Source organism: Rhodobacter ferrooxidans, assembly GCF_000176015.1.
Taxonomy (GTDB): domain Bacteria; phylum Pseudomonadota; class Alphaproteobacteria; order Rhodobacterales; family Rhodobacteraceae; genus Pseudorhodobacter_B; species Pseudorhodobacter_B ferrooxidans.
Map to the genome: position 1 here is coordinate 1 of NZ_ACYY01000001.1, position 15,589 is coordinate 15,589.

Here is a 15,589-nt window from a genome sequence, read left to right on the forward strand (position 1 = left end):
TATTACTTTAGGCGCGCCGCCCGATCGATCTTCAGTTCGCATCCGGCTTTCGCCATCCGCTCCCGCACCGTACTGCGCCGCTTTCGCTGCACCCTTCGTTTCGGTGAGGCGGTATCTAGGGTCTGACGCGGCGGGCCGCAAGCACAAAAAGCACGGCATGTGACGATTTCTTGACGGCGCCGCGCAGACCCCTGCTTTTACAGGGCGGAACCGGCAGGATGCCGCCAGAATGTGCAGGGCGCGGGCCGGGTTTTCCCCGCCCGCGCCCTGCCCTGCCCCGAATCTGGCGGCGAATCCGGGACGAATCCGGCCCCGATTCCCGACGACTCAGGCGAATCCCGGCCCCTGATGGGTGATCCGCCCGCCGCAGATTGTCAGGCTGACGGCGGTTTTTCCCAATTGATCGGCAGGGATAGCCTCGATGTCGCCATCCAGCACCACGATATCTGCCGCAAGGCCCGGCCGCAGCCTGCCGGTCAGCCCTTCCATATGCGCCGCCCAGGCGCCGCCGGCGGTATAGGCGTAAAGGCTGTCCAGCAGCCCCAGCCGCTCGTCGGTGCAATCAGCGCCGTAGGGCACCCGGGTTTGCGACGCCTGCAAGCCGCGCAGCACCGAAACATCGGTCACCGGCCAGTCCGATGCGTAGGCGATGGGGGCACCGTGGTCGGCCAGGGTTTTCCACAGATAGCCGTCGCGCCAACGCGCCTTGCCGATCACGTCCAGCGTCGGCTGCAACGGAAACTCCATGGCGCCGGGCGGGTGCGGCGGTTGCAAGCTAGCGACGATGCCCAGGGCGCCAAGCCGCGGCACATCGGCCCGGTCGATCAGCTCGATATGCTCGACCCGGTGGCGGCTGTCGCGCGGGCCGTTGGCGGCACGGGCCGCGGCATAGCCGTCGATCACCGTGCGCACCGCGCCATCGCCGATCGCATGCACCGCGATCTGCAGGCCGCGGCGGTCGATCTCGGTGGCGATCCGGTTGAAGCGTTCCGGCGGGAACAGCGGCACCGACCGATGCCCCTGCTGGCCCGGATAGTCGTGCAGCATGTAGGCGGTGCCAGAATCGATCACCCCGTCCATGAACAGCTTGACGAAACCGCAAGACAGCCAATCGTCGTCAAACTCGGCACTCATCGCATCGGCGCGGTCCAAGGCATCAAGCTCCATATGCGGCTTGAAGTGGAACGGCACCTTCACCCGCGCGGTCAACCGCCCCTCGTCGCGCATCTCGGCCAGCAAGGCCAGAGTGTAGCGGTTGCCGTCCATGTTCACCATCGAGGTGATGCCATGCGCCGCGCAATGCGCCAGACCCCGCGCGATCTTTTCCTTGTCCATCGCCCGCTCGGCCTCGGATGGCCAGGGGTCCGGCTCGCCGCCAGTGGCGATGCCGAAGTAAAGCCGCGCCTCGCCGCCCAGCGCCACCACCGGGGCGAAGGCCTCGAACTCGCGCAACTCGCCGGTGGCCAGACCATCGTCGCCCATCACCACCTCGTGCCCGGGGGGCGTGGCAAAGCCGTGCAGGATGCCAGCCGCCCGCAGCGCGGCGGTATTGGCCCAGACGGTGTGATGGTCGTGGGCGGTCATTGCAATCGGTCGGTCGGCCAGAATGGCGTCCATGTCGTGGCGCGACACCGGATGGTCGAGCATGGCATAATCCGCCCCCTGCGCCATCAGCAGCGGCTTGTCGGGGTTAGCCGCAGCATAGGCGCCGAAGGCCGCCTGCATCGAGGCAAGCCCCCCTTCACCATGCAATTGCAGATGCGCCAGTTCCGCCCCGCCCAGCACCAGATGCAGATGGCTTTCCACGAACCCCGGCAGCACCGAGCGCCCGCCCGCGTCGATCACCCTTGTCTGCGGCCCGGCCATGGCGGCAATCTCGGCGGTGGAACCAACCGCCGCAATCTTCCCGGCGGCCACCGCCAGCGCCTCGGCCCTCGGCGTGCCGTCGTCCATCGTCAGCACGCGGCCATTGATCAGGATCATCTCGGGGGTCATTCAGTTATGCCTTTTGCAGCCAGGGTTTCAGCGATCACGCACAGCATCTCGAACATCACCGACACGCCCAGAAAGGCGGTGCCGCCCGAGGCGTCGAACGGCGGCGACACTTCCACGAGGTCGGCGCCAACAATGTTCACGCCTTTCAGCAGCCGCGCCACCAGCAGCGCCTGCCACGAGTTCGGCCCGCCGACCTCGGGCGTTCCGGTGCCGGGGGCGAAGGCGGGGTCGATAAAGTCGATGTCGTAAGACACATAGGTCTCGCCGGTCCCGGCAATGCCGCGGGCCTCGGCCATCACGTCTTCCGGGCCGCGGGCGTGGAATTCCTCGATCGGGATGATGCGGATGCCGACGGAGCGGGCAAAATCGCGGTCCTCGCGGTCGTAGGCGGTGCCGCGGATGCCGATCATGCAGACCCGGTGCGGGTCCAGCAGCCCCTCTTCCACCGCGCGGCGGAACGGGGTGCCGTGGGTGTACATGGTGCCGCCGAAATAGCTGTGAAAGAGATCGGTATGGCTGTCGAAATGGATCATCCCCAGTGGGCGATCCTTGGCCAAAGCCCGCAGGATCGGCAGGGTGCAGAGATGGTCGCCCCCCGCAGTCAGCGGCAGGATGCCCGCCGCCCGAACACGGGTATAGAAGGCTTCCATCCGCTTCAGCGTATCCATCAGATCGGCGGGGTTGGGCGCCACGTCGCCCAGATCGGCGCAGCGCACCGCCTCAAACGGCCGCACCCCGGTGATGCCGTTCTCGGCCCGGATCATGGTGGACAGATCGCGCAACTGCCGCGGGCCATGGCGCGGGCCGGGGCGGTTGGTGGTGCCACCATCCCAGGGCGCGCCGATCAGGCCCACCTGCACCCGCGCCAGCCGCGGGTCGTCCAGCCCGACATGCGGCAGCCGCATGAAGGTCGGCACCCCGGCATAGCGCGGCAGATCGAACCCCGACACCGGCCGGAAAAAGTCGTCATTCTGCATCTGTGTCCCCCGATTCCCGCCGCCATCTGAGCATCCCGCCCCGGCCTTGTCACGCCCCAACCCGGCAAAACACCGCCGCTTTCACTTTGGCCCCTTGACCCATGTGCCCCCTTGCGCCTCTATCAGCCAACCGCAAGCGGCGCGCGCATCGCCGCCGCCCGCACCGGATTGCCCGCCGATTTTCCCAAGGAAGCCATCATGCAGACCAAAACCGCCGAACCGACCGCCCCCGCCGCCCCTGCCTCGCGCACCGGGTCCGCCACCAGCCGGTCGGTGCTGGCCGCCGATCTGAAGATCAAGGGCGATGTCACTTCGGACGGCACGGTCGAGATATTGGGTGATGTCGAAGGCAAGATCACCGCCCGCGCGCTGGTGATCGGTGCCGAGGGCAAGGTGAAGGGCAGCGTTTCGGCGGAAACCGTCGAGGTGCGCGGCAAACTGGATGGCCGGATCAGTTGCAACGGGCTGACTCTGCGGGCGGCGGCCTCGGTGCGGGCCGACAGCACCTATACCACGCTGGTGATCGAAAGCGGTGCCCAGATCGAGGGCCGCTTTACCCTGGCCAAGGCCTGAGCGGCCTGAACGTGCCGCTGCTGCTGCGCGAGGATGACGGGCCGATTGCGGTTCTGACACTGAACAGCCCGGGCAGTTTCAACGCATTGTCGATGCCCATGCTGGCGGCGTTGCGGGCCGAACTGACAGCTTTGGCCAGCAATGAGGCGATCCGCGTCGTGGTGCTGCGCGGGGCCGGCCGGGCGTTCTGCGCCGGGCATGATCTGAAGGAAATGCAGGCGGCGCGGAGTGCTTCGGATCAGGGCGCCGACTATTTCGCCGGCCTGTTCGGGCGTTGCGCCGACGTGATGGCGGCGATTGTCGCCCTGCCGCAGGTGGTTATTGCGCAAGTGCAGGGCGTGGCCACGGCGGCTGGCTGCCAGTTGGTCGCGTCGTGCGACATGGCGGTGGCGGATGAGGCCGCGCGGTTTGGCGTCAATGGCATCAACATCGGGCTGTTCTGTTCGACGCCCGGCGTGGCGCTCAGTCGAGCGGTGGCTGCGAAAGCCGCCTTCGAGATGCTGGTGACCGGCGATTTCATCTCTGCCACCCGCGCCCTCGCGCTGGGTCTGGTGAACCGCGTGGTGCCGCCCGAGGCGCTGGAGGCGGAAACTCGGGCGCTGGCGCAGCAGGTGGCGGGCAAGCTTGGTCCGGCGTTGCGGCTGGGCAAGGCGGCGTTCCGGGCGCAGGCGGGGCTTGGGTTGGCCGAGGCCTATGCCGTGGCGGGCGCGGCGATGGTGCAGAACGCTTTGCTGGACGACACCGCCGAGGGGTTTGCTGCGTTTCTGGAACGGCGACCGCCGGGCTGGAAGGCCTGAAGGCAAAGGGGGCTGTCTGCCCCCTCTGCGCCTTTGGCACATTCACCCCCGAGGATATTTGCGCAAAGGTGAAGCCGCAGGGTCAGAGGTTGTAGAGGCTGCGAAACTTGGTTTCCAGATAGTCGAGCAGCGGGCCTTCGTTAGGGGCGAAACCGCAGGCCAGTTCGACCACCTCGCGCGGTTCATAAAGCCCGCCGTGGCGTTGCAGGTTCTCGCGCAGCCAGCCGGTAGCGCCCGAGGTATCACCACGCGCCAAGGCCTCGTCAAGGTCGGGCACGGCGGCGCGCATTGCCTGGTTCAGGCAGCCGGCATAAACATTGCCCAGCGTATAGGTCGGGAAATAGCCGAACAGCCCCACCGACCAATGCACGTCCTGCAACATCCCATGCGCCGGCCGGTCCACCGCCACGCCGAAATCGGCCAGGAAACGGTCGTTCCAGGCGGCTTCCAGATCGTCCACCGCCAGATCGCCCTGAATCAGCGCCCGCTCCAGATCGAAGCGCATCATGATGTGCAGGTTGTAATGCACCTCGTCGGCCTCGGTGCGGATGAAGCCCGGTTGCACCCGGTTGACCGCGGCGTAGAAGGCCTGCGGCGAGGCCACGCCGAAATCGCCGAAGCGTTCCTGCATCTGGCCGAACATCCAGCCGGTGAAGCCGCGGCTGCGGCCGATCTGGTTTTCATAGATCCGGCTCTGGCTTTCATGCACCCCCATCGACACGCCATGGCCCAGGGGCGACAGCGCGTAATCGGGGTCGATGTTCAACTCGTAGCTGGAATGGCCGACCTCGTGGATGGTGGAATAGATGCAGTTGAACGGCTCGGTTTCGACCACGCGGGTGGTGATGCGGGAATCGCTGCCGCCACCACTGGAGAACGGATGCACCGCCATATCCAGCCTGCCACGGCCCCAGTCGTAGCCAAAGGTCGAGGCCAGATCGCGGGCCAGCCGCAACTGCGCCTCCAGCCCGAAATGGCCGTGCAGCGGCGCGGGGGCGGGCGCTGCCAGCACGGCGGCGCGCAGATCGACCAGCCGCGGGCGCATCCGGTCGAACATCGCGCCCAGGGTCGCCGCGGTGGCTCCGGGTTCGTAATCGTCGATCAGCGCGTCGTAAAGATCGCCGCCCTGCGCCAGCGCCGCCGCTTCCTGCTGCTTCAGGTCGATCACCTGCGACAGCGTCGGCAGAAAGGCCGCCACATCATCGGCCGCCCGCGCCTCGGCCCAGATGCCTTGCGCGACCGAGGTCAGCCGGGCCAATTCCTGTGCCAGATCGCCCGGCACCTTGGTGGCGCGGTCGTAGCTGCGGCGGATATGGCGGATCTGCGCCTGCGCCACCTCGTCGGCAGGCACCACTTCGGCCAGCCAGTCAGCGATTCGCGGGTCGGTGCGCCGGGCATGCAGCACACCCTCCATCGCGGCCATCTCTTCCGAGCGCTGTTCGGCACCGCCGCGCGGCATCATGGTTTCCTGATCCCAGCCCAACCGCTCGGCCACCTTCGACAGCGCTTCGGTCTGGCGCTGATGCGCCATCAGATGGTCATAGGCGGTCATTGCGTTCCCTTTCGGATCGACCCGGCAATCGGGTATTGCGCCAGGTGACGGGCGCGCAGGATCAGCACCCAGAGCAGCACGGCACCGACTTGATGGCTGACGGCGGCGTGCAACTGGCCTGCGGTCAGCACGGCGGCAATGCCAAGGCCGACCTGCGCCAGCAGCATCAGACCCACCGCGTAATAAGCCCGCCGCGTTGCCAGATGCGCCGATTTGCGCCCCTTCAGCCAGACCACGATCCCATAGGCCACCAGCAGATACGCCACCATCCGGTGCACGAACTGCACCATGCCGGGGTTTTCGACAAAGGCGGCCCAGGCCGGGCGGCCCGGCGCATAGAAGGCATCCGCCGGAAAGAAGCTGCCGTTCATCAGGGGCCAGGTCGGGAAGGCGGCACCGGCATTGTTGCCCGCCACCAGCGCGCCCAGCACCACCTGCACAAAAGCGAAATGCATCAGCCCCGAGGTCATGCCGTAAAGCTTGCCCTCGCGGTTGCGCCGCGCCGCCAGCAGGTCTTTCTCGGGTCGCCCCAGCAGCAGCACGAACCAGCCCGCCAGCCCCATCGCCAGGAACGCCAGCCCCAGATGCACCGCCAACCGCAGCGCCGAGCTGTCCACAACGCCTTCGGCCTGACCGGAGTCCACCAGCCACCAGCCCACCAGCCCCTGCCCACCGATCAGCACGCCCAACGCCAACAGCCTGCCCGACCAGCCCGCGGGGATGCGTTTGGCAAGCCCCAAACCGGCGAAACCCAGCAGCCAGACCAGCAGCGACAGCCGCGACAGCAGCACATGGCTCCAGGGCCAGAGATAGGCCGACTTGAAGACATCCAGTTTCATCGCCTTGTTCTGCAACAGGTATTCAGGCGTCATTTGATAGCGGGCAAAGGCCGCGGCCCAGTCTGCCTCGGTCAACGGTGGCAGAAACCCGGTCAGCGGCCAACCACCGGGGATCATCAGGCCGGTGTCAAAGAGCCGCATCAGCCCGCCCTGCACCACCAGCGCCGCCACCAGCGCCAAGAGCAGCAACACCCACAGCCGCGTCGCCAACCGTCCGCCGCCGGTGCCGCGGTCGATGCCGCCGGTCTGCACCGGCGCGGGACTGCTGCCTTGCCCGACCTCCTCGAAGATGCTGCGTTTGCCTGCCATCGTCGGTCTCCTGTTGCGCGGCCAGACTAGGCCGCCGCCCCCTGCCCTTCAACCCCCAAGCGACGGCGACTGCCGCCCCCAGGCCCCCCACAAACCGCGATCCTGCAAACCACGATCCGCCGACCCGCTCCAGTCTAATCACCGTCTTTGGGCAAATGCCGGGCAATCTGCCGCAGCATGCCATGCAGGCTTTGCACATCGGCCCGGGTCAAGTGCAGCCGCGACCACATGTTGCGCAGCACCAGTTTCATCCCCGCGGCCTTGGTGGCCGGAAAGAAGAAGCCCGCCGCCTCCAGCCGGTCCTCGAAATGATCGCCCAGCTTTTCCACCTCGATACCGGAGGCGAAATCGGTGCCCGCCATCGCCATCACCTCGGGCGGAACGCAGGCGGTCTGGCGACGCCATTCATAGCCCAGCAGCAGCACGCATTGGCCAAGGTTCAGCGAGGGGAAATCGGGGTTCACCGGCACCGAGACGATGGCATTGGCCAGCACCAGATCGCTGTTCTCCAGCCCGGCCCGCTCCGGCCCGAACAGCACGCCGACCCGCTTGCCCGCCGCAATCAGCGCGCGGGCATGTTCCATGGCGCGCTCGGGGGTCATCACCGGCTTTGTCAACTCGCGGTTGCGGGCGGTGGTGGCAAAGACATAGTCGCAATCGGCAATCGCCGCCTGCACGTCGGGGTAAGGCCCGGCAAAATCCAGCAGCCGCCCGGCGCCACTGGCCATCGCCACCGCCTTGGGGTTGGGCCAGCCGTCGCGCGGCCCGACCACCCGCAGCCGCTCCAACCCGAAGTTCAGCATGGCGCGGGCGGCGGCGCCGATGTTCTCGCCCATCTGCGGGCGCACCAGAATGAAGGCGGGGGAGGCTTGAGGATCTTGCATCGCCGCCAGATACGCCGCCCGCAGCGGTTTGCCAAGCCGCCGCTGTCCAAGCCGCCGCCCCATGGCCAAACCGAAGCTATTGCGCTAGGACGGGCCAATTCGCCGCAAAGGACGCCGCCATGCCCGAAACCGAACGCCCGCAGATCTATCTTGTCACCCCGCCCGCGTTCGATCTGGAGGTGTTTCCCGACCGCCTCGCCGCCGTGCTGGACGGCGCCGAAGTAGCCTGCGTGCGCCTGGCCCTTGCCAGTGCCGACGAAGACCGCGTCGCCCGTGCTGCCGACGCGCTGCGCCAGGTGACCCATGCCCGCGACGTGGCGCTGGTGATCGAGCGGCATGTGCTGCTGGTGGAACGGCTGGGGCTGGACGGCGTGCACCTGACCGATGGCGCGCGCTCGATCCGCAAGGTGCGCAAGGATCTGGGGGCCGATGCGATCATCGGCGCGTTCTGCGGCACCACCCGCCACGACGGTATCTCCGCCGCCGAGGCGGGGGCCGACTATGTCGCCTTCGGCCCGGTCGGCGCCACGCCGCTGGGCGATGGCAGTCTGGCCGAGCATGAGTTGTTCGAATGGTGGTCCGAGATGATCGAAGTGCCGGTGGTGGCCGAAGGTGCGCTGACCGCCGAACTGGTGGCAAGCCTTGGCCCCGTTACCGATTTCTTTGGCCTGGGCGAGGAAATCTGGCGCCACGATGACGCCCTTGCCGCCCTGCGCGCCTTGCTGGCGCCGCTGGGCTGACCCCGCCGCTCCTCCGCCGTGACCGGCGTCCTCGCTGGACTTCTTCTCTGTTCAAATATCCCCGCGCGGCGCGCACCCGCTGCCAGCACAGACGCTCCGCGGGGGATATTTGAGCAAAGGAGAAACCGCATCGGAACAAGCGATGAAAGCCCGTCCGGGCTTGAAGAGCGGACGCTCAGGCCGGGGCAAGCGGGTGCGCAGAACGAACCACCCGTTCGCAATGTTCGGCCAGTGCCTTGCGGTCGGCAAAGCCGTCCACCGGCACCGGGTCGTGGAACTGCACCTCGACCAGGCCCTGTCGCGGCGCGGCCAGCACTTGCAGCAGGTGGCCCGCGAAAGTCATGTCGCCCCACCAGCCGTAGAACCGCGGGTCGGCACCTTCGGGGGCGTGATAGACCACGGTCACCGGCTGGATATGCAGCAGGTTATCGAGACAGAGGCTGTAGAACGCCGCGAACAGCGTCGATTTGAACGGCAGCACCCGCAGCGCGTCGGTGCTGGTGCCTTCGGGAAAGAACAGCAGCCGATGCCCGGCTCGCAGCCGCGCCTCGAACAGCGCTTGTTGGGCTTTGGCGGCACTGCCCTTGCGGGCGATGAAGGCGGTGCCGGTGGCGCGTGCCAGCCAGCCGATGCCGGGCCAGCCCGCCACCTCGGACTTGGCCACGAAATACACCCGCTGCGCCGCGTTCAGCGCAAAGATGTCCAGCCACGAGCCATGGTTGGCCACCACCGCCCCCGGCGCCGTCAGGGGTGAGCCGCGTTGCAGATAGCCGATGCCAAGGATCACCAGCGCAGCCCGGCACACGCCCTGGGTGATGTATGGCGTGACCGGCCGGTTCAACCCGCACAGCGGCCGCTCAAGCAGCCGGGCCAGCAACAGCACCAGCAGGCCGCCATAGACCACCGTCGCCAGCACGCCACCGCGCGCCACCACCCGCAGCCAGCCCACAACACCCACTGGCCGTGTCGCCATCCGCGACGCTTTCCAGTCGCTCATGCCCGACGCCCCTGCTTGCGCAGATAGAAATCGCGGTGCCGTTCCGACATCCGCGCCGTATCCATCACCAGACAGACATCGGTGGTGTTGAAACCATGGTCGATCCAGGCACCATCGCCGACGAAACCGCCCAGCCGCAGGTAAGCCCGGATCAGCGCCGGAATCGCCGCCATCGCCGCCCGACGGTCGATCTGATCGGGGGCCAGCAGGTCCATCTCTTGCCGCTGCGCCGCCCGCGCCTGCACCCGCAAGGCAGGCGGTGCCAGATGTTCGCGGTGCAGCCAGGCCAGCGGCTGCGCCAGCGCGCGCGCATCGGTGCCGTGGAAACTGGCCACCCCGAACAGCACCTCGATGCCGCGCTCCAGCACATAATCGGCCAAAGCGTTCCACAGCAGCAGCATCGCCGTGCCGCCGCGATGCTGCGGATGCACGCAAGACCGCCCCAGTTCCACGAGCCGCCGCCCCGAGGCTTTCAGCCGGTCCAGATCATACTCGGCCTCGGAATAGAACTGCCCCAATGGCCCCAGCCTGTCGCCGGGCAGCAGCCGGTACACGCCGACCACATCCTCCAGCGCCGCCGGATCACGGCGAGCGTCGATCAGCAAAAGGTGGTCGAACAGCGGGTCGAAAGCATCGCGCTCCAGCCGCGCCGCATGATCGACCAGGGGTCCATCACCGCCCAGTTCCTCGATGAAAACCGTGTAGCGCAGCCGCTGTGCTGCCGCCAGATCGCGCCCATCCCGCGCCAGGCGCAGCACATAATGCGGATCGTTGGCGTTCATGGCCTGCCCCTGGCAGCCCGCAACCGGGCGTCGCCGTGTCTTAGAGTCTGGCCCCGGCGATTGCAACCGCCGGACCGCCGCACACACGCGAACCGATTTCCGCAGGCCGCCGCCATCATCCGGGGTTGAATTCCGCCCCCCGCTGTCAATATACCGAAGTCAAATGTCGAATACCCGGACCAGCACGATCCGCCTGCCATCAATCACCACCTTGCCCACATGCTCGAAGTTCACCGTGATCCGGTCGCCGATGTTCGATTGCACCTGCCCCAAGCCCCAGTCGGCCTGCCCCGGATGACGGACCACCATTCCCGGCTCCAGCACGCTGTTCATCCCGACCTCCCGCTTCAAGGAACCCCGATGGCCAATCCCGATCTGATCGCCCTGCTGGGCTCGCGCATCTGCCATGACCTTATCAGCCCGATCGGGGCAATCGGCAACGGGGTCGAGCTTTTGATGATGGACGGATCCTTGCGCGGCCCGGAAATTGCGCTGATTTCCGAAAGCGTGGCCAATGCCAATGCCCGGATCCGGTTCTTCCGGGTGGCCTTTGGCGCCTCGGGCCGCGACCAGCGCATTGGCCGCCCCGAGGTGATGGCAATCCTGACCGACATCACCCGCGGCGGTCGGCTGAGCATTGATTGGCAAAGTGCCGGCGATCTGCCGCGCGCCGAGGTGAAGCTGGTTTTCCTGCTGATCCAGTGCCTGGAAACCGCGATGGCTTACGGCGGCCGCATCACCGTGGAACAGACCGGCGACGGCTGGCGACTGACCGGCAGCGCGGCCAAGCTGAAGGTCAGCCCCGAACTTTGGGATATCCTGACCGATCCCGATGCCACGGTCGAGGTGAACGCCGCCCAGGTGCATTTCGCGCTGGTGCCGCTGGAACTGGCGCAGCAGGGCCGCAATCTGACGGTCGAGATGGCCGAGTCCGAGATTCGTCTGGCGTTCTGACCGGGCTCAGGCCCGGATGGTGCCATCCCCAACCACCAGATACTTGAAGCTGGTCAGCTGCTCGGCCCCCACCGGACCGCGCGCATGCAGCTTGCCGGTGGCGATGCCGATCTCGGCCCCCATGCCGAATTCGCCGCCATCGGCAAACTGGGTCGAGGCATTGCGCAACAGGATCGCACTGTCGAGCCGCTGAAAGAACCGCTCGGCGGTGGCATCGTTCTCGGTCAGGATCGCCTCGGTGTGACTTGATCCATAGCGGCGGATATGGGCAATCGCCTCGTCCACCCCATCCACCAGCTTGGCGGCAATGATCATGTCCAGAAACTCGCGGCCAAAATCATCCGGGGCGGCCTGCACGGTGCCCGGCACCTTCAGCAACTCGCCGGTGGTGCGCACTTCCACCCCCGCCCGCAGCAGATCCTCGATCAGCACCGCGCCATGCCTGGTGTAGAACTGCCAATCAATCAGCAAACACTCCGCCGCCCCGCAAATCCCGGTGCGGCGGGTCTTGGCGTTCAGAACGACCTTGCGGGCCTTTTCCAGATCGGCATCACGGTCGGCATAGACGTGGCAGATCCCCTCCAGATGCGCGAACACCGGCACCCGCGCCTCGCGCTGCACCAACCCGACCAGACCCTTGCCGCCACGCGGGATGATCACGTCGATATGCTGCACCGCCTGCAACATCGCGCTCACCGCCGCCCGGTCGCGGGTCGGCACCAGCTGGATCGCATCCAACGGCAACCCCGCCTGCTGCAAACCCACCTGCAGACAGCCGTGCAGGGCGGTCGAGGAGTGAAAGCTTTCCGAGCCGCCACGCAGGATCACCGCATTGCCCGATTTCAGACACAGCGCCCCGGCATCCGCGGTGACGTTCGGGCGGCTTTCGTAGATCACCCCCACCACCCCCAAAGGCGTGCGCACCCGGCGGATGTTCAGCCCCGAAGGCATGTCCCACTCCGCCATCACCTGCCCTACCGGATCGCGCTGCTCGGCCACGCTGCGCAAGCCATCGACGATGCCGCGCAGCCGCCGATCATCCAGCATCAGCCGGTCCATCATCGCAGGCGACAACCCCTTTTCCGCGCCGTAAGCCAGATCCTCGCAATTGGCGTCAAGGATCGCGTCCCGCTGCTGCCAGACCGCCTCTGCCGCGCCGATCAAGGCCACATATTTCCGCTCCGACCCGGCAAAGGCCAGCTCCGCCGCCGCCGCCCGCGCCCGCGCGCCGATGTCCTGCATCAGTGCCGCCACATCCTCGCCCATCGCCCTGCCGCCTTCTTCTCTGCGAAAATATCCCCGCCGGAGGCACCGCCACCTGCCACCCCACACCGCCCTCGCCCATCCAGAGCCAAAAGTTTTATCAAAACTTTTGCAAAATCCTTCACAAGGATTTTGTCTGCCCTCACACCACCATGTCATCCCGGTGGATCAGCGCCGCCCGCCCGGCATACCCCAATATCGCCTCGATATCCCCAGACCGGTGCCCGGCAATCGCCGCCGCTTCCCCGGCAGTATAGCGCACCAGCCCCTTGCCCAAAGCCTCGCCCGCAGGCCCGACAATCGCCACCGGATCGCCGCGCCCGAACGCCCCGCTGACCGAAACCACCCCGGCCGGCAGCAGCGACTTGCCCTGCCCCAGCGCGCGCACGGCACCGGCATCCAACCTTACCTCGCCGCGCGGCTTCATCGCGCCGATCCAGCGTTTGCGCGCCAGTTGCGGGTCGGAATGTGCCACGAACCAGGTGCGGTTCGCCCCCGCCGCCAGCGCCTGCAACGGCCGCAGCACCGAGCCTTCCATGATCGCCATCGCGCAGCCCCCCGCCACCGCGGTCTTGGCCGCCATCAGCTTGGTCTTCATGCCGCCCTTGGAAAAGCCGGAAATCGGATCGCCCGCCATCGCCTCGATCGCGGGCGTGATCGCCGCCACCAGATCGAACCGCTCGGCACTCGCGTCTTCCTTCGGATTGGCCGAATAGAACCCGTCCACATCCGACAAGAGCACCAACTGATCCGCCCCCACCGTCACCGCGATCTGCGCGGCCAACCGGTCATTGTCGCCAAAACGGATTTCATCCGTCGCCACTGTGTCGTTTTCGTTGACAATCGGCACCACGCCAAGGCCCAGCAGCGTCTCCAAAGTCGCACGGCTATTCAGATAGCGCCGCCGGTCGGTGGTATCCTCCAGCGTCACCAACACCTGTCCGGTGGTGATGCCATGCGGCGCCAAGACTTCCTCGTAAGCCCGCGCCAGCCGTATCTGCCCCACCGCCGCCGCCGCCTGCGATTGCTCCAGCGCCAAAGGCCCATCCGGCAGCCCCAGCACCCCGCGCCCCAAGGCAATCGACCCCGACGAGACCAGAATCACATCCGCCCCGCGCGCCTTGGCCGCCGCGACATCCTGCGCCAGCGCCTCCAGCCAGCCGTGCCGCAAGCCGCTGACCCGGTCCACCAGCAGCGCCGAGCCGATCTTCACCACCAGCCGTTTCGCGGCCAGAATGTCCGGGGCGGTCAGCGTCAGGGGTGCCAAGGCTCGTCCTCCGTCACCACCACCCGGCCCTGCAGGATCTGCGCATAGATCGCCCGCAGCACGTCCTGTAACCCGGCGCCAGACACGCCCGAGATCAGGAACACCGGCCCGCCCGTCGCCTTTTCCAGCGCCCGCTTGCGGGTGGAAAGGGTCTTGGCATCCAGCGCGTCGATCTTGTTCAGCGCGGTGATGCGCGGCTTGTCGGCCAGTTCCTCGGCATAGGCTTCCAGCTCGTGAATGATGGTGCGGTAATCCTTTGCGATGGTGCTGGACGTCCCATCCACCAGATGCAGCAACACCGAGCAGCGTTCGACATGCGCCAGGAACTGGTCGCCCAGGCCCCGGCCCTCGGACGCCCCTTCGATCAAACCCGGAATATCGGCCATCACGAATTCATGGCCGTCGATCCCGACCACACCGAGGTTCGGCACCAATGTCGTGAACGGATAGTCGGCAATCTTCGGCCGCGCGTTCGAAGTCGCCGCCAGAAACGTCGATTTCCCGGCATTCGGCAGCCCCAGCAAACCGGCATCAGCGATCAGCTTAAGCCGCAGCCAGATCGTGCGCTCGACCCCCTCCTGCCCGGAATTGGCCCTTGTGGGCGAGCGGTTGGTCGAGGATTTGAACTGCAGATTGCCCCAGCCGCCGTTGCCGCCGCGCGCCAGCAACACCCGCTGGCCGACGGTGGTCATGTCGGCAATCACCGTCTCCTCGTCTTCATCCAGAATCTCGGTGCCCAGCGGCACTTTCAGCGTGATGTCCTCGCCGGTCTTGCCGGTGCGCTGCGCCCCCATGCCGCCCTGGCCGGACTTGGCGAAGAAATGTTGCTGATAGCGAAAGTCGATCAGGGTGTTCAGCCCTTCGACCGCCTCGGCCCAGACCGAGCCGCCATTGCCGCCGTCGCCGCCATCCGGCCCGCCGAACTCGATGAACTTCTCGCGCCGGAACGACACGCAGCCCGCCCCGCCGCCGCCCGAGCGGATGTAGACTTTGGTCAGGTCAAGGAATTTCATGGCATCAGGCTTTCAGGTTGGGGCTGGCAGGCAGAGAGCGCCGAACCAGCCAAGGCTCATTTGCCTTTTGCGGCCGGATCAGTCCAGCTTTTTCAGATAGGTCCAGGTCGGCACCATGGCATTGCGCGCCACGCAGAACGCCTCGGCATCGCCCAGATATTCAAAACCGCAGTTGGTCAGCACCCGGGCGGACCCCGGATTGTCCTGAAACACCTCGGCAAACAGGGTGCGGCAGGCCTGCGGATTGGCGGCGATCAGCGCCCGCACGGCTTCGGACGCGAAACCGGTGTTCCAGAACGCCGGGGCCACCCAATAGCCGATTTCCGACTGGCCGCGGTCCATCCGCTTCAGCGAGATCACCCCCAGCACCTCGGCCAACCCGTTGGCGGCACCATCCATCACCCAGATCTGCTCGGCGGCCCCCGGCGCCATGGCGCGGGCGACATAGGCCTCGGCGGCACCGGGCGGCAAGGGATGCGGGATGGTCTGGGTGCCCATCGCCACCCGGCTGTCGGCCGAATACATCTCGATCAGCCCGGCATCGGACTTGCGCGCCGGTCGCAAGCTAAAGCGGCCTGCGGCAATCTGGCCGTCCGCTGCGATCATGTCCAAAGTCACGGGCTTTCTCCTCGTAAGATACTGCCGGG

The 15,589-nt window shown here is 66.9% G+C and carries 16 protein-coding genes; 4 read left to right on the top strand and 12 right to left on the bottom strand.

From position 1 onward, the window contains the following. Positions 1–327: 327 nt before the first annotated feature. Complete coding sequence (locus RSW2DRAFT_RS00005) at positions 328–1,995, bottom strand: amidohydrolase (protein ID WP_008026763.1); 1,668 nt, start codon at positions 1,993–1,995, stop codon at positions 328–330. Then, positions 1,992–2,972: an agmatinase gene (locus RSW2DRAFT_RS00010; RefSeq protein ID WP_008026765.1), complete on the bottom strand. Its 981-nt coding sequence runs from the start codon at positions 2,970–2,972 to the stop codon at positions 1,992–1,994. The genes RSW2DRAFT_RS00005 and RSW2DRAFT_RS00010 overlap by 4 nt, the downstream gene beginning before the upstream one ends. 198 nt (positions 2,973–3,170) lie before the next feature. On the opposite strand from RSW2DRAFT_RS00010, the gene RSW2DRAFT_RS00015 reads away from it, so the two are divergent. Both RSW2DRAFT_RS00015 and RSW2DRAFT_RS00020 read left to right on the top strand, forming a co-directional pair. After that, a complete protein-coding gene (locus RSW2DRAFT_RS00015; RefSeq protein ID WP_008026767.1) occupies positions 3,171–3,545 on the top strand; it encodes a bactofilin family protein in 375 nt (124 codons plus the stop codon). 11 nt (positions 3,546–3,556) lie between these two features. Continuing rightward, on the top strand, positions 3,557–4,342 hold the full coding sequence (locus tag RSW2DRAFT_RS00020) for an enoyl-CoA hydratase (protein ID WP_008026768.1): 786 nt from the start codon (positions 3,557–3,559) through the stop codon (positions 4,340–4,342). A gap of 82 nt (positions 4,343–4,424) precedes the next feature. Here the strand turns inward: RSW2DRAFT_RS00020 and RSW2DRAFT_RS00025 are convergent, their stop codons facing one another. The 3 genes from RSW2DRAFT_RS00025 to RSW2DRAFT_RS00035 all read right to left on the bottom strand — a co-directional run bounded on the left by RSW2DRAFT_RS00025 (position 4,425) and on the right by RSW2DRAFT_RS00035 (position 7,926). Then, on the bottom strand, positions 4,425–5,894 hold the full coding sequence (locus RSW2DRAFT_RS00025; protein WP_008026770.1) for a carboxypeptidase M32: 1,470 nt from the start codon (positions 5,892–5,894) through the stop codon (positions 4,425–4,427). Continuing rightward, on the bottom strand, positions 5,891–7,042 hold the full coding sequence (locus RSW2DRAFT_RS00030; RefSeq protein ID WP_008026772.1) for a COX15/CtaA family protein: 1,152 nt from the start codon (positions 7,040–7,042) through the stop codon (positions 5,891–5,893). Before RSW2DRAFT_RS00030 ends, RSW2DRAFT_RS00025 begins: the two co-directional genes overlap by 4 nt. Positions 7,043–7,176: 134 nt before the next feature. After that, positions 7,177–7,926: an RNA methyltransferase gene (locus RSW2DRAFT_RS00035; RefSeq protein ID WP_040671380.1), complete on the bottom strand. Its 750-nt coding sequence runs from the start codon at positions 7,924–7,926 to the stop codon at positions 7,177–7,179. 119 nt (positions 7,927–8,045) lie between these two features. On the opposite strand from RSW2DRAFT_RS00035, the gene RSW2DRAFT_RS00040 reads away from it, so the two are divergent. Next, positions 8,046–8,666 carry a thiamine phosphate synthase gene (locus RSW2DRAFT_RS00040; protein WP_008026776.1) on the top strand — a complete coding sequence of 207 codons (621 nt, stop codon included), beginning with the start codon at positions 8,046–8,048 and terminating at the stop codon, positions 8,664–8,666. 175 nt (positions 8,667–8,841) lie between these two features. Here the strand turns inward: RSW2DRAFT_RS00040 and RSW2DRAFT_RS00045 are convergent, their stop codons facing one another. From RSW2DRAFT_RS00045 to RSW2DRAFT_RS17305, 3 genes are all read right to left on the bottom strand, one after another. Further along, on the bottom strand, positions 8,842–9,663 hold the full coding sequence (locus RSW2DRAFT_RS00045; RefSeq protein WP_008026779.1) for a lysophospholipid acyltransferase family protein: 822 nt from the start codon (positions 9,661–9,663) through the stop codon (positions 8,842–8,844). Next, positions 9,660–10,445: a GNAT family N-acetyltransferase gene (locus RSW2DRAFT_RS00050; protein WP_008026781.1), complete on the bottom strand. Its 786-nt coding sequence runs from the start codon at positions 10,443–10,445 to the stop codon at positions 9,660–9,662. The genes RSW2DRAFT_RS00045 and RSW2DRAFT_RS00050 overlap by 4 nt, the downstream gene beginning before the upstream one ends. A 159-nt stretch (positions 10,446–10,604) precedes the next feature. Then, positions 10,605–10,778, bottom strand: a complete 174-nt coding sequence (locus RSW2DRAFT_RS17305; protein WP_008026783.1) for a DUF3553 domain-containing protein — start codon at positions 10,776–10,778, stop codon at positions 10,605–10,607. A gap of 27 nt (positions 10,779–10,805) precedes the next feature. Between RSW2DRAFT_RS17305 and RSW2DRAFT_RS00055 the strand changes: the two genes are divergently transcribed. Next, positions 10,806–11,399, top strand: coding sequence for a histidine phosphotransferase family protein (locus tag RSW2DRAFT_RS00055; protein ID WP_008026784.1), 594 nt, complete (start codon positions 10,806–10,808; stop codon positions 11,397–11,399). A gap of 6 nt (positions 11,400–11,405) precedes the next feature. Here the strand turns inward: RSW2DRAFT_RS00055 and RSW2DRAFT_RS00060 are convergent, their stop codons facing one another. From RSW2DRAFT_RS00060 to RSW2DRAFT_RS00075, 4 genes are all read right to left on the bottom strand, one after another. Continuing rightward, on the bottom strand, positions 11,406–12,665 hold the full coding sequence (locus RSW2DRAFT_RS00060; protein ID WP_008026786.1) for a glutamate-5-semialdehyde dehydrogenase: 1,260 nt from the start codon (positions 12,663–12,665) through the stop codon (positions 11,406–11,408). A 139-nt stretch (positions 12,666–12,804) separates the two neighbouring features. Then, positions 12,805–13,920 carry a glutamate 5-kinase gene (gene proB, locus RSW2DRAFT_RS00065; protein ID WP_156790593.1) on the bottom strand — a complete coding sequence of 372 codons (1,116 nt, stop codon included), beginning with the start codon at positions 13,918–13,920 and terminating at the stop codon, positions 12,805–12,807. Beyond that, on the bottom strand, positions 13,917–14,942 hold the full coding sequence (obgE, locus tag RSW2DRAFT_RS00070; RefSeq protein WP_008026790.1) for a GTPase ObgE: 1,026 nt from the start codon (positions 14,940–14,942) through the stop codon (positions 13,917–13,919). The genes proB and obgE overlap by 4 nt, the downstream gene beginning before the upstream one ends. Positions 14,943–15,020: 78 nt before the next feature. After that, complete coding sequence (locus tag RSW2DRAFT_RS00075) at positions 15,021–15,560, bottom strand: GNAT family N-acetyltransferase (RefSeq protein WP_008026791.1); 540 nt, start codon at positions 15,558–15,560, stop codon at positions 15,021–15,023. Between the last annotated feature and the right edge of the window lie 29 nt (positions 15,561–15,589).